A 13,075-nucleotide genomic window follows, 5' to 3' on the forward strand; every position below is an offset into this window, starting at 1 on the left:
GCGGATTCCTAGGAGCGCGCGATACGGCGGTCGACGAGCGGGAGCACCAGGTCCACAACCAGGTTGCCCAGGATGAAGGCCGCGGCGAGCACGAGTGCCTGCCCGGTCGCTTGGGTGAAGTCGCGCATCTCGATGGAGCCGAGGATGCCGCGGCCGAGACCCGGCAGGCTGAAGATCTGTTCGACGATGAAGAGGCCACCGACCAGCAGCCCGAAGATCATGCCGATCAGGGTGAGCACGGGAGGCAGCGCCGTCCGCAGCGCGTAGACGTACGTGATGCGCCATTCGGCGATGCCGTTGGTGCGCGCGGTCGAGATGTGCGGGGCGGCCAGCACCTCCAGCATGGAGGACCGGGTCATCTGCATGATCAGCGGCGCGGTGGGGATGCCGACGGCCAGCGCCGGCAGCAGCATGGTCTGCACATTGGCGATCAGGCCGTCGTCGACCGGGATGTAGCTCGGCGAGTACAGGTTCGGGAAGTAGTGCGTGGCCGCGTACAGCGCGAACGAGCCGGAGACGAACGCCGGGAAGGCGAACGCGAACAGCAGCGGCAGCCGTACGGCCCAGACGCGGGCCGACCGTGCGCGGGTGGCGGCGTACACCCCGGCGGGGATGCCGATGACCACGGCGATGAGCAGGCCCAGCAGCGCCAGTTCCAGGGAGACCGGGGCCTGCTGGAGGATCACGTCGCGGTTGGCCTGACCGGAGAACGGCGAGGTGCCGAAGTCCCCGCGCAGGGCGTCGCCCAGCCAGTTCAGGTACTGCTCGAGGATCGGCTGGTCCAGGCCCAGGGAGTGCCTGATGTTCTCGATCGTCTCGGGGCTGGCCTTGGAGCCGGCGATCAGTTGTGCCGCGTCACCGGGGGTGAGGGCGCGGCCGGCGATGAAGACGAGTGCGGAGAGCGCGAGCAGGACGGCGGCGGCGCCCACCAGTTTGCGCAGCGTGTAGAGCAGCATCAGGCGGCCTCTCCCGAGTACGAGGCGGGGGTGAGCGCTCCCGGCTTGACGCAGCGGACGAGGTGGCCGGGGCGTTCCTCGACCAGTTCCGGCAACGTCTCCCGGCAGCGGGCCTCCGCCACGGGGCAGCGCGCGGCGAACCGGCAGCCGGGCGGCGGGTCGATCGCGCTGGGGGGCTCGCCGTCCAGGACGATTCTCGGCAGCCGCGGCCCGTCGTCGCCGGGGAGGCTCGGTTCGGTGGACCGCAGGGCCACCGAGTACGGGTGCAGCAGCCCGGTGTCGAAGTCGGCGGCCGGGGCGACCTCGACCAGCTGGCCGAGGTACATCACGGCCACCTGGTCGCTGAACCGGCGCACGGCCCGCAGGTCGTGCGAGATGAACACGTAGGCCACGCTGGTGCGTTCCTGGAGCCGGCTGAGCAGGTCGAGCACCTGCGCCTGCAAGGAGGCGTCCAGCGAGGTGACCGCCTCGTCGAGCAGGATCAGCTCCGGGCGGCCCACCACCGCGCGGGCGATGCAGACCCGCTGCTGCTGCCCGCCGGACAGCTCGTGGGGGTAGCGGTCGGCGTACTCCTCGGTGAGCCCGACCTCCTCCAGTGCTTCCACGACCCGCCGCTCGCGGGTGGCCCGGTCCACGTCGGGAAGGGCCTCCGCGATGCTCTGCCGGACGGTCATGCGCGGGTCCAGGGCGCTGGCCGGGTCCTGGAACACCGCCTGGACGACTCCGAGGGCGCGGGGGGTGCCCGCGGCGGCGGCGTCCACGCCGACCCGCACGGTGCCGGCGTCGGGCCGTTCGAGCCCGACGATCACCCGGCCCAGGGTCGACTTGCCGCACCCGGACTCGCCGACGATCCCGAGGGTCTGGCCGCCGCCGAGGGCCAGGGTCACGGAGTCCACGGCGTGGACGTGGCGGCGCGGGTCGCGGAGCCTGGCCCGGCGGACCGGGAAGTACTTCCGCGCGCTGTCGACCTGGAGCACGTGGCTGGGCGCCTCGGCCGTCGTAGGGCTGGTCATGCGGTCACTCCTGGTTCTCTGCGGTACGCCTTCGGCTCTCCGCGTGCGGCCGCGAGCAGTGAGGCGGTGTAGTCGTGCCGGGGGTTGGTGAGAACGTCCGTCACCGGGCCCTGCTCGATGATCTGGCCGCGGTACATCACCATGACCCGGGTGCACAGTTCGCCGACGATGCCGATGTCGTGGGTGATGAGCAGCAGCGACATCCCCGCGGCGGTGACGCGGGTGCGCAGCAGGTCGACGATCTGCGCCTGGACCGTGGCGTCGAGCGCGGTGGTCGGCTCGTCGGCGATCAGCAGCTGGGGCCGGTTGATGAGCGCCATGGCGATCAGCACCCGCTGGCGCATACCGCCGGAGAGCTCGTGGGGGAAGCTGCGGCGCTTCACCGCGACATCGGGCAGTCCGACCTGGCGGAGGACCTCCTCGGCGATGCCGATCGCCTCGCTCTTGGACACCGCGTGATGGGCCCGGACGACGTCGGTCAGCTGCTTGCCGACGGGGAAGACGGGGTTGAGGCTGGCGAGGGGGTCCTGCGGCACCCGCGCGATCCGCGTGGAGCGGATCCCGCGCAGGCCGGCCGGGTCGAGGCGGAGCAGGTCGCGTCCCCCGAGCGAGATCGACCCGGACACGACGTTCGCGTTGTCGGGCAGGGTCCGCAGGATCGCCGAGGCCAGGGTCGACTTGCCCGACCCGGATTCACCGACGAGGGCGACCCGTTCGCCGGCGGAGATCTCGAAGCCCGCCCCGACGACGGCGGGGACTTCGCGGTCGCCGCGTCGATAGCCGATGGTCAGATCGCGTACCGAGAGGGCTGCCGTGTCGGCGGGTGCGCCGGGCGCTGTCTGCGCGGTCGTCATCGCGCTACTCCTTCGTCACGTCGGTCAGGAAGGTGCGGCTCTGGCTCGGCGGTACCGTCACGTGGTCGAGGACGTTTCGGTAGGCGGCGAACGTGTTGGTGGCGAGCAGGGTGACGGTCGGGTAGACGTGCGTCGCCTCGTACTCGGAGATCTTCGTCAGTGCCTGCTGGTAAGCGGCCTGGTCGCCGGCGGCGCGGGCGTCGTCGAGCAGTTTCCGCAGCTCCGCGGGCGTCGGACCCTGCCGGCCCTCGGCGGGCAGCACGTACTGGATCGGGTTGGAGTAGTACGACTGCGCGTTCCAGGAGAGGTCGTAGTCCGGCCCGGTCAGCTTGGAGCTCCAGGCGGCCCGCTCCAGGGGCAGCAGCTTGACCTTGATCCCCACCCGGGCGAGCTGGGCCTGCATCAGGGTCATCAGGTTGTCGGTGCCCGGGTCGTACCCGCTGATGTACATGAGCGTGGTGGAGAACCCGTGCGGATAGCCGGCCTGGCTCAGCAGCTTCTTGGCCCGGTCGAGGTCCGGCTGGGAGTACGGCAGCCGGTCGACGGAGGGTGCCCAGGCCGACGACGGCGGGATGTAGACGCTCGGCCGGGCGCCGTCGTGGTAGGCGCCCTCGGCCAGCTCCCCGCGGTCGACGGCGAGTGCCAGCGCCTGCCGTACGAGCTGGTTGTCCAGCGGCTTACGGAGGTTGTTGATCTGGAGGAAGATCGTCGAGTCGGTCTCGACCTTGTCGAGGGCCACGTCGCGGCGGCCCTTCAGCGCCGCGGCGCTCGCCGCGTCGGGGAACATCAGGTCGATCTTGCCGACCTGGAGATTGGCCACCTGGGTGGCGACATTGGGGATGTACAGCACCGAGAGGGCGGGTGCGGCGGCCTTCCTGCCCCAGTAGTCGTCGTTGCGTTCCAGCCGTAGTTCGCTGTTGGCGCGGTACGACGTCTGCTTCCATGGCCCGGTTCCCACCATGGTGGTGGCCGGGTTGGACGCGTCGGCGTGCCGGCTCATGATCGCGCACCCCCATACCAGGGGGTTGGCCATGTTGTTGATGAATCCGGCGTCCGGAGTCTTCAGCTTGAAGCTGACCTTCTCGGCGTCGACCTTCTCGACGCCCTTCAGCGTCGGGAACAGCTCCTCGTCGATGCCGTCCGAGCCCTTGTGCAGCCGGTCGAAGGAGTAGACGACGTCGTCGGCGGTGAGCGCAGAGCCGTTGTGGAAGCGCACACCGTGGCGCAGCGTGAAGGTGTAGGTCAGACCGTCCGCCGACTCGTCGTAGCCGGTGGCGAGGGCGGGCTCGACCCGGCCGTCGGCGGTCGTGGTGTAGAGGCACTCGTAGGAGAGCTGCCAGGCGAACCGGTCGGCGTACATGCTGGAGCCCTGCGGGTCCAGGGTGCTGGGCGCCGTCGTCTCGGCCACCACCAGGCCGTCCGGCCGCGCGCTGTCGGCCATCGGCGCGGAGCAGGCCGACAGCAGAAGGGCGGCTGCGAGGCACGGAGCACTCGCCGCGATGGCGCGTTTGCGCGCTGGGGGCATTCGATCCTCGTTTCACCTGCGCCCTGGGTGAGCGCGACCCCAATTACGTTGTGCAGTGCAGAACTTGGTCTTGCAGTGCACGGGGCATGAATATAATGCCTGGCGTAATCGGCGCAAGACCCTGCAGGCCGAGCGAAAGGGGAAGACACCCATGAGCCGACGGCCGGCCTTCCGAGGTGACGATGACTGACGCGACCTCAGAACCACCCCCCGACCTGGTCCTTTGCGGCGGAAAGGTGGTCGACGGCGGCTCCGGGCCACCCCGCGTGGCGGATGTCGCGGTCCGCGGCGACCGCATCGTCCACGTCGGCCCGGACGCCAGGCGGTACGCGGCCGCCGCGACCGAGGTCGTCGACGTCTCCGGGCGTCTGGTGCTGCCCGGCTTCGTCGACGCCCACAGCCACGCGGACGGCCGCCTCGGCGACCCGGCCGTGACCGAGGCCTATCTGCGGCAGGGCGTGACCACCGTCGTCGTCGGACAGGACGGCGTCTCCTTCGCGCCGTCCTGCGCCGCCACCGCCGGGGAACTCGACCGCTACTTCTCGGCGGTCAACGGACCGCGGCCCGGCGCCCTTTCCGCCGACGCGTCGACGGCCGGACTTCTGGCCCACTTCGACACCGGCATCGGCGTCAACGCGGCGGCCCTGGTGCCCGCCGGCAACATCCGCGCCCAGATCGCCGGTTTCGCGCCGCACACGCCGACGGCGGACGAACTCCGGCGCATGCGCGCGCTGGTCGCCCGCGGACTGGCCGACGGAGCGGTCGGGCTGTCGACCGGCCTCGAGTACGTCCCCGGCGGTTTCGCCGACGCGGCGGAACTCGCCGAGTTGTGCCGCCCGGTGGCCGAAGCCGGCGCGGTGCACGTCTCCCACATGCGCGGATACGAGGAACACGCGCACACCGGCATCGAGGAACTGAGGCGGATCGCGGCGCGAAGCGGCGTCGCCACCCATGTCTCGCACTTCCACGGCCCGGCCGCCGCCCTGCGGCCGCTGCTCGACTCCGCCCTCGACGCCGGACTGGACTTCAGCTTCGACAGCTACCCCTACACACGCGGCAGCACCATCCTGTCGATGCTCACCCTGCCGCCGGAACTCCAGACCGGCCGCTCGGGCGGGACGCTCGCCCTGCTGAAGGATCCCGCCACCCGCCGGGAACTGGGCCGGACCTGGTTCCCCACCCTCGGAGACTTGCCGGAGCGGGTGATCCTCGCCTACACCGCCGCCCCGTCCTGGAGATGGGCCGAGGGGCGCCGCCTGACCGAGGTGGCCGCCACGGTGGACCGGCCGGTCGGCGAGCTGATCTGCGACCTGCTGGTCGACTGCGAGTTGGGGGTCGGCTGCCTGGTGCAGCAACCCGCCGCGAACACCGACGACGACGTCAGCGAACTCGCCCAGCACCGCGTGCACATGGCCGGCTCGGACGGCATCTTCATGGGCGGCGCCCCGCACCCCCGGGCCTACGGCGCGTTCGCCCGGTTCCTGCGCGACCAGGTGCTGGAACGCACCAACTGGAGCTGGGCGGACGCGGTCCAGCACCTGTCGACACGGGCGGTGGCCCGGTTCGGGCTTGGGGACCGTGGCCTGATCGCGACAGGGAAGATCGCCGATCTGGTCGTGCTCGATGCCGGCCGCGTCGCCGATCTGGCAACCTACGACGACTCACTGCAGTTCGCGGACGGTGTGGACCACGTGGTGATCGGCGGCGCGTTCGCACTCCGCGACGGCCACCTGCGCAACGCCACGGCCGGCCGCGCGATTCGACGAGGAGGCTCGTCTTGACCGACCGGCTCGCCCCCACCCCCGGCGCACGCAACAACTCGGCCTCGCTGCGCCGGGCGCTCGGGATCCTCATCAGGCTCGGCGACGACGTCGAGGGCCGCGGCTGCACGCTCACCGAGCTGGCCGCACAGCAGGGCCTGAGCAAGTCCACGGTGCTGCGTCTGCTCCAACCGCTCGTCGACGCCCGCTTCGTCCAGGTCCTGCCGAGCGGCGCGTACCGGCTCGGCTGGCGCAACGCCCAGCTCGGCCAGGTGTATCTCGCCGGGAACGACCCGCACCGCGACACCCGTGACGTGCTGAAGGGCCTGTCGGAGGCGACGAGCGAGACCGTTCACCTGGTCACGGCGGACTTCCCGCACGTGGTCTACGTCGACAAGGTCGACAGCCCGCTTCCCGTGCGGATGGCCTCGCGGGTCGGCAGCACCCAGTCGGCGTACTGCACCAGCGTCGGCAAGGCCATGCTGGCCTACGCCGACGACGCAGTGGTCGACGCGGTGATCGCGGCGGGCATGCCCCCGCGCACCGAGAACACCATCACCGACGGCGACGCGCTGCGCGCCGAGCTCGCCAGGTCCCGTGCCCGCGGCTGGGCGATCGACGACGTCGAGAACGAGGCGGGGGTGCGCTGCGTCGCCGCCCCGGTCTTCGACGTGACCGGAGCCGCGACCCATGCGATCAGCGTGTCGGCGCCCGAGGAACGCATGCCACCGGAGCGGGTCTCGCAGGTGGTGCCCCTGGTGAGAGCGGCGGCCCGCGACATCTCGCAGCGGTGGGGAGGCCGCGGATGACCACGGCGCCCCGATGACCGACCCGGCCGGAGCCCGCTCGCGTGGGGCGGCCGAAGCCCGACCAGGTCCCGCTGACCACACCCGACCAACGGCGTGTCCTGCCTCGTCGAAGGCGACCAGGCAGTCCGCCCCCAGCACCCTGTTGTGAGAAGGAGCTGTTCCGTGGCCCAATCGGCGGCCCCCCTGCCCCTGCCCGTGGCCCTGACCGAGGCCCGCGTCGTGGCCGTCCTGCGTCCCGCGACGACCGAGCACCTCGCCACCACCGTGGCCGCGCTCATACGCGCCGGAGTGCGAACGATCGAACTGACCGCCACCACCCCGGATTTCCCGGCGGTCCTGGAACGGACCGTCCGGCAGTTCTCGGCCGACGCGGTGATCGGCGCCGGCACCCTCACCGACGAGGCCCTCACCCGCGCCGCGATCGACGCCGGAGCCGGGTTTGCCGTGTCTCCCGGGCTGGTGGACGAGCTGCCCCGGATCGCGTCCGTACACGGGGTGCCGAGCATCGTCGGCGCCTGGACGCCGTCCGAGGTGATGCGTGCCCACGCCTTCGGCGCGGACGCCGTGAAGATCTTCCCCGCCGCGACCGGCGGCCCCGCCCACCTGCGCAGCCTGCGCGAACCGTTCCCCGGCATCCCGTTCGTCCCGTCGGGAGGGATCACCGTCGAGACGGCCGGCTCGTATGTGGCCGCCGGGGCGGTCGCGGTCAGCCTGGGCGGCGCGCTCACCGGCAGCGCGCTGCGCGACGGCGACGTATCGGTGATCGCCCGGCGCGCGGCCACCCTGTTCAAGTCGATCGAGGAAGCGGTGTGAGCGCGATGGGTCCCGAAGTCGTCACCCTGGGCGAGTCCATCGGGCTGCTCACCCAGTCGGCGAACGTGCCGCTGATCCGGCAGCCGACCCTGCGGCTCGGCTTCGGCGGCGCCGAGAGCAATGTGGCCATAGGCCTGGCCCGGCTCGGCCGCGCCGCGCACTGGATCGGCCGCCTGGGCACGGACGAGGTCGGCGAACTCATCGCCCGGGAACTGCGCGCCGAGGCCGTCTCGACGTCGATCGTGCGCGATCCCGCGCCGACCGGCCTGATGCTGAAGACCCGCCAGGCCTCGGGCCGGGTGCAGGTCAGCTACTACCGCACGCACAGCGCCGGTTCCCGCCTCGCGCCCGCCGATCTCGACGAGGCCGTGATCGCCGGCGCGAGGATCCTGCATGTCACCGGCATCACGCCGGCCTTGAGCGCGTCCGCGTCCGACGCGGTGCGCAGGGCCGTCACCCTCGCCGAGGAGCACGGCGTCACCGTCTCCTTCGACGTCAACTTCCGCTCCCGGCTGTGGCCGCAGGACCGGGCCCGCACGGTCCTCGGCCATCTGCTCGGCAAGGCCGACGTCTTCTTCGCGACCACCGAGGAAGCCCTGCTGTTCACCGACGAGAAGGACCCCGAGGCGCAGGCGAGGGCCATCGCCGCACTCGGTCCCGGTCAGGTCGTGATCAAGCTCGGCTCCGCCGGCAGCGTCGCGTGCGTCGACGGGGTCGTCCACCGGCAGCGGCCCCAGCCGGTCGCCGTGGTCGACCCGGTGGGCGCCGGAGACGCTTTCGCCGCCGGCTACCTCAGCGCGGTGCTCGCCGGAGAGGACGCGGCTGAGCGCCTCCGGATCGCCGGTCTGTGCGGAGCCCGTGCCGTCACCGTCGCCGGTGACTGGGAAGGCGCTCCGTTCGCGGCCGAGATCGACGACGCCGCCCTCGGCACCGACGTCGTCCGCTGACGCGGGCGGCCCCGGTCCGGGGGCCTTCGGCCGGGGCAGGCGCACCCTGCCTCGGCCCGCTCCCTCACGTCGGGTGCGCGGGTCCGCCTAGTGCCGCGGCAGGCAACGTTTGCCCGTGAAGGAGCGGCGTCCGGTGCGGCGAGAGGGCGTGCCGGGCGTCGCGACGGGGCGAACGTTGCCTGTCAGGGCACTAGTCCGCGGACGTCGACTGCTGCGGCAGCCCCGCCCGCTCCGCCCGCTTGATGGCGGCGTCCCGCTTGCGGACGTACCAGATGCCGATCAGGCCGAGGCCCCCGCCGGCCAGGCAGGTCCACAGCCACCAGGTGTGACCGTGGTCGTGGAACCAGCCGTAGAAGGGGAGCTGGACCAGGAAGAGGACGAACCACACGATCGTGCCGCCGGTGATGGTGGCGACCACGGGGCCCTCCAGGGGCTCCGGCGCCTCGTGCTTGGGGGTCCACTTCGCCATGGGGATCAGCTTACGGGGCCCTGGTGAGAAGCGTCCCGCCCCTGGCAGGACCGCGGTCTACGCGCGGAGATGGTCTTTTCGGCTTCATATGTTCATACTGAAACGGTCCGAGTCTGGCCACTTCTCTTCGTAGGAATCACCAACAGAGTCGCGACAGGGACCTGGGGGAACCTGTTGGTTGTCGGTTTGGTTTGATCCTCGGTCCGGCCCGGAACCCCGTACCCACCCGCACCTTTGAGGTCACCCGCATGCCCACCTCGGCCACCGCCAAGGCTTCCGCCCCCGAGCAGCCGGGAACGCCACCCCCGTACGGCGCTCTCGACCGCTACTTCAAGATCTCCGAGCGGGGCAGCAGCCTGCCCCGGGAGATCCGCGGCGGTTTCGCCACCTTCTTCGCGATGGCCTACATCATCGTGCTGAACCCGATCATCCTGGGCAGCGCGAAGGACATGTACGGGCACCAGCTCAACAACGGCCAGCTGGTCACCGCCACCGTCGTGACCGCCGCGTTCACCACTCTCCTCATGGGTGTCATCGGCAATGTGCCGATCGCGCTCGCCGCCGGCCTCGGCGTCAACACGGTCGTCGCGCTCCAGCTGGCGCCGCGCATGTCGTGGCCGGACGCCATGGGCATGGTCGTCCTCGCCGGCTTCGTGGTGATGCTGCTGGTCGCCACCGGCCTGCGCGAGCGCGTGATGAACGCCGTGCCGCTCGGCCTGCGCAAGGGCATCGCCATCGGTATCGGCCTGTTCATCATGCTGATCGGGCTCGTCGACTCCGGTTTCGTCTCCCGCATCCCGGACGCCGCCCACACCACCGTGCCGCTCCAGCTCGGCGCCGACGGTCACCTCAACGGCTGGCCCGTTCTCGTCTTCATCCTGGGCGCGCTGCTCACGCTGGCGCTGATCGTGCGCAAGGTGCCCGGCGCGATCCTGATCTCGATCGTCGCGATGACCGTCCTGGCGGTCGTGATCAACTCCGTCGCCAAGGTGCCGTCCTGGGGTCTGACCACCCCGAAGTGGCCGGGCAGCCCGTTCTCCACTCCCGACTTCGGCCTGCTCGGCAAGGTCAGCCTGTTCGGCGGCTTCGAGAAGGTCGGCGTGCTCACCGGCGTCCTCTTCGTCTTCACCGTGCTGCTGTCGACCTTCTTCGACGCCATGGGCACGATCATGGGCATCAGCGACGAGGCGAAGCTGACCGACGCCCAGGGGCAGATGCCCGGCATCAACAAGGTCCTCTTCGTCGACGGCATCGCGGTCGCCGCCGGTGGCGCCAGCTCCTCCTCCGCCACCACCTGCTTCGTGGAGTCGACGGCGGGCGTCGGCGAGGGCGCCAGGACCGGCTTCGCCAACGTCGTCACCGGTGCCCTGTTCGCCGTGGCGCTGTTCCTGACCCCGATCGCCACCATGGTGCCGTCCCAGGCGGCCACCCCGGCCCTGCTCGCGGTGGGCTTCCTGATCCTGTCCGGTTCGGTCAAGGAGATCGACTGGGCGGACTACACGATCGCCATGCCGGCCTTCGTGACGATGGTGATGATGCCGTTCACCTACTCGATCACCAACGGCATCGGCATGGGCTTCATCACCTTCGTGGTGCTGCGCCTGGCGGCCGGCCGCGGCAAGGACGTCCCGGTGGCCATGTACGTGGTGGCGGCGGTCTTCGCCTTCTACTACCTGATGCCGGCCCTCGGCCTGACCTGATCCCACCCGGTTCGGTGCGGGTCATGTGACCCCGTAGAACCTCTCCGTCTCCTCGACGGCGGCCTGGAACCGCTCGTCGAAGTCATCCCGAATGAGCGTCCGGACGACATAGTCCTGGACGCTCATTCCTCTTTTGGCGGCATGGCACCTGAGCCGTTCGAGCAGCTCGTGGTCCATGCGCAGGCTGAGCACACTGGTCCCCATGGACACGAGGGTCGCGGGACTTTCGCGCGCGAGGCGTGGTGTTTCGGGCGTGGATCACCCGAAAGAGTGATGTGATCTTCAGTGGCGGGAGTCACGGGCGCGGGGCGTGTTCGCGGTGGTATTTAGCGAGAGTAATGAGTTACGCTAAAGAACATGCCGGACCTCACCCATGGCGACGACGCTGCCGCCGTGAACTCCCTGCGCTCCGCCGTGATGCGGTTGTCCCGTCGGCTCAAGCACCAGCGCGTCGACGAGTCGCTGAGCCCCACCGAGATGTCGGTGCTGGGCACCCTGTCCAACTGCGGGAGCGCCACCCCGGGCGAACTCGCCCGCAAGGAGCACGTGCAGCCGCCGTCGATGACCCGCATCGTGGCGCTGCTGGAGGCCAAGGGGCTGGTCAGCCTGGAGCCGCACCCCGAGGACCGGCGTCAGAAGGTGGTCACGAGGACCGCCCAGGCCGAAACCATGCTGGAGGAGAGCCGCCGCAAGCGGAACGCCTTCCTGGCCGGTCTGGTCGAGGGTCTGGACGAGGACGAGTGGGCCAAACTGAGCGCCGCCGCCCCCGTACTGGAGAAGCTCGCACACCTGTAAAACACGTACCGCTCGGCGAGTGAGCAGCCGGCCAAGGAGGCGAACCCTTTTGAGTACGGGATCCGGAGCAGACTCCGCCCCCGCACCGACCACCCACGATTCCCCCACCGCCCCCGACACCCCCCGCAAGTCCTCGATGTTCAGCTCGCTGAGGGTCAGGAACTACCGCCTGTTCTTCCTGGGCCAGGTCGTCTCCAACACCGGCACCTGGATGCAGCGCATCGCGCAGGACTGGCTGGTCCTCAGCCTCACCGGCTCCTCGGCCGCCGTCGGCATCACCACGGCCCTCCAGTTCCTGCCGATGCTGCTCTTCGGCCTCTACGGCGGCGTCCTCGTCGACCGCCTGCCCAAGCGGCCCACGCTGCTCGCCACCCAGTCGGCCATGGCCGTCACCGGCCTCGCGCTCGCCGTGCTCACCCTCACCGGCCAGGTCCAGGTGTGGCACGTCTACCTCGCCGCGTTCGCGGTGGGCCTCGCCACGGTCGTCGACAACCCGGCCCGCCAGTCCTTCGTCTCGGAGATGGTCGGCCCGAAGCAGCTCCAGAACGCGGTCAGCCTGAACTCCGCGAACTTCCAGTCCGCCCGTCTGGTCGGCCCCGCCGTCGCGGGCGTGATGATCACCGGCGTGGGCACCGGCTGGGCGTTCCTCGCCAACGGCCTGTCCTTCGTCGCCCCCATCGTCGGCCTGCTGCTGATGCGCACCCGTGAGCTGCACGTCGTCGAGCGCGCGCCGCGCGGCAAGGGCCAGCTCCGCGAGGGCCTGCGCTACGTCGCCGGCCGCCCCGAGCTGATCTGGCCGATCGTCCTGGTCGGCTTCATCGGCACCTTCGGCTTCAACTTCCCGGTGTGGCTGTCGGCCTACGCCGAGGACGTCTTCCACTCCGGAGCCGGCGCCTACAGCCTCTTCAACACCGTGATGGCGGTCGGCTCCCTGGTCGGCGCCCTGCTCGCGGCCCGCCGCGGCACCGCCCGGCTGCGCGTGCTCATCGCGGCCGCCGCGGCCTTCGGCGCGCTGGAGATCGTCGCCGCGCTGGCCCCGTCGTACTGGCTGTTCGCGCTGCTGATGGCACCCATCGGGATCTTCGGCCTGACGGTCAACGTCACGGCGAACACCGCGGTGCAGATGGGCACCGACCCGGCCATGCGCGGCCGGGTGATGGCCCTGTTCATGATGGTCTTCATGGGCGGTACACCGCTGGGCGCGCCCCTCGTCGGCTGGATCACCGACGCCTACGGCGCCCGTGTCGGCTTCGCCGCGGGCGGTGTCGTCTCGCTCGCCGCGGCCGCCACCATAGGCCTGGTCCTGGCCCGCGCCGGCGGTCTGCGCCTGTCGTTCGGCTGGAACCGCGGACACCCCCGCGTGGACCTGGTCCCCCGCGACCACCGAAAGCAACTGGCCGCCGCGGCGTAGCCCGGGTGCGCCCGGTCCGCCGG

Annotated in this window: 13 protein-coding genes; 7 read left to right on the forward strand and 6 right to left on the reverse strand. The window is 70.9% G+C overall.

From position 1 onward, the window contains the following. Nucleotides 1-8: 8 nt before the first annotated feature. The 4 genes from ACWEK3_RS17690 to ACWEK3_RS17705 are packed head-to-tail and all read right to left on the reverse strand — an operon-like array spanning nt 9 to nt 4,348. Nucleotides 9-956, reverse strand: a complete 948-nt coding sequence (locus ACWEK3_RS17690) for an ABC transporter permease (RefSeq protein ID WP_361412631.1) — start codon at nt 954-956, stop codon at nt 9-11. After that, on the reverse strand, nt 956-1,969 hold the full coding sequence (locus ACWEK3_RS17695; protein ID WP_453250047.1) for an oligopeptide/dipeptide ABC transporter ATP-binding protein: 1,014 nt from the start codon (nt 1,967-1,969) through the stop codon (nt 956-958). The genes ACWEK3_RS17690 and ACWEK3_RS17695 overlap by 1 nt, the downstream gene beginning before the upstream one ends. Further along, nucleotides 1,966-2,823, reverse strand: coding sequence for an ABC transporter ATP-binding protein (locus tag ACWEK3_RS17700; protein WP_453250048.1), 858 nt, complete (start codon nt 2,821-2,823; stop codon nt 1,966-1,968). Before ACWEK3_RS17700 ends, ACWEK3_RS17695 begins: the two co-directional genes overlap by 4 nt. Before the next feature lie 4 nt (nt 2,824-2,827). Next, nucleotides 2,828-4,348: an ABC transporter substrate-binding protein gene (locus ACWEK3_RS17705; RefSeq protein WP_453250049.1), complete on the reverse strand. Its 1,521-nt coding sequence runs from the start codon at nt 4,346-4,348 to the stop codon at nt 2,828-2,830. Nucleotides 4,349-4,530: 182 nt separating this feature from the next. Between ACWEK3_RS17705 and ACWEK3_RS17710 the strand changes: the two genes are divergently transcribed. The 4 genes from ACWEK3_RS17710 to ACWEK3_RS17725 all read left to right on the forward strand — a co-directional run bounded on the left by ACWEK3_RS17710 (nt 4,531) and on the right by ACWEK3_RS17725 (nt 8,677). Continuing rightward, complete coding sequence (locus ACWEK3_RS17710; protein WP_453250050.1) at nt 4,531-6,129, forward strand: N-acyl-D-amino-acid deacylase family protein; 1,599 nt, start codon at nt 4,531-4,533, stop codon at nt 6,127-6,129. Beyond that, a complete protein-coding gene (locus tag ACWEK3_RS17715) occupies nt 6,126-6,917 on the forward strand; it encodes an IclR family transcriptional regulator (RefSeq protein ID WP_450541132.1) in 792 nt (263 codons plus the stop codon). The genes ACWEK3_RS17710 and ACWEK3_RS17715 overlap by 4 nt, the downstream gene beginning before the upstream one ends. Before the next feature lie 162 nt (nt 6,918-7,079). Further along, nucleotides 7,080-7,730, forward strand: coding sequence for a bifunctional 4-hydroxy-2-oxoglutarate aldolase/2-dehydro-3-deoxy-phosphogluconate aldolase (locus ACWEK3_RS17720; RefSeq protein ID WP_453250051.1), 651 nt, complete (start codon nt 7,080-7,082; stop codon nt 7,728-7,730). A 5-nt stretch (nt 7,731-7,735) separates the two neighbouring features. After that, nucleotides 7,736-8,677, forward strand: coding sequence for a sugar kinase (locus ACWEK3_RS17725; RefSeq protein ID WP_450541212.1), 942 nt, complete (start codon nt 7,736-7,738; stop codon nt 8,675-8,677). 190 nt (nt 8,678-8,867) lie between these two features. On the opposite strand, the gene ACWEK3_RS17730 is transcribed toward ACWEK3_RS17725, so the two are convergent. After that, nucleotides 8,868-9,146 carry a DUF2530 domain-containing protein gene (locus tag ACWEK3_RS17730; protein ID WP_450541136.1) on the reverse strand — a complete coding sequence of 93 codons (279 nt, stop codon included), beginning with the start codon at nt 9,144-9,146 and terminating at the stop codon, nt 8,868-8,870. Nucleotides 9,147-9,394: 248 nt separating this feature from the next. On the opposite strand from ACWEK3_RS17730, the gene ACWEK3_RS17735 reads away from it, so the two are divergent. Beyond that, nucleotides 9,395-10,846, forward strand: a complete 1,452-nt coding sequence (locus tag ACWEK3_RS17735; protein WP_453250052.1) for an NCS2 family permease — start codon at nt 9,395-9,397, stop codon at nt 10,844-10,846. Nucleotides 10,847-10,867: 21 nt separating this feature from the next. Here ACWEK3_RS17735 and ACWEK3_RS17740 read toward each other — a convergent pair whose 3' ends face one another. After that, nucleotides 10,868-11,050 (reverse strand): ribbon-helix-helix protein, CopG family, encoded by a 183-nt coding sequence (locus ACWEK3_RS17740; protein ID WP_141360185.1) that lies wholly within the window; start codon nt 11,048-11,050, stop codon nt 10,868-10,870. 153 nt (nt 11,051-11,203) lie between these two features. On the opposite strand from ACWEK3_RS17740, the gene ACWEK3_RS17745 reads away from it, so the two are divergent. Both ACWEK3_RS17745 and ACWEK3_RS17750 read left to right on the forward strand, forming a co-directional pair. Next, nucleotides 11,204-11,641 (forward strand): MarR family winged helix-turn-helix transcriptional regulator, encoded by a 438-nt coding sequence (locus ACWEK3_RS17745; RefSeq protein WP_100568981.1) that lies wholly within the window; start codon nt 11,204-11,206, stop codon nt 11,639-11,641. Between the two features lie 49 nt (nt 11,642-11,690). Then, nucleotides 11,691-13,052 carry an MFS transporter gene (locus ACWEK3_RS17750; RefSeq protein ID WP_453250053.1) on the forward strand — a complete coding sequence of 454 codons (1,362 nt, stop codon included), beginning with the start codon at nt 11,691-11,693 and terminating at the stop codon, nt 13,050-13,052. Nucleotides 13,053-13,075: the final 23 nt, after the last annotated feature.

The organism is Streptomyces sp. NPDC004721, from assembly GCF_053601495.1.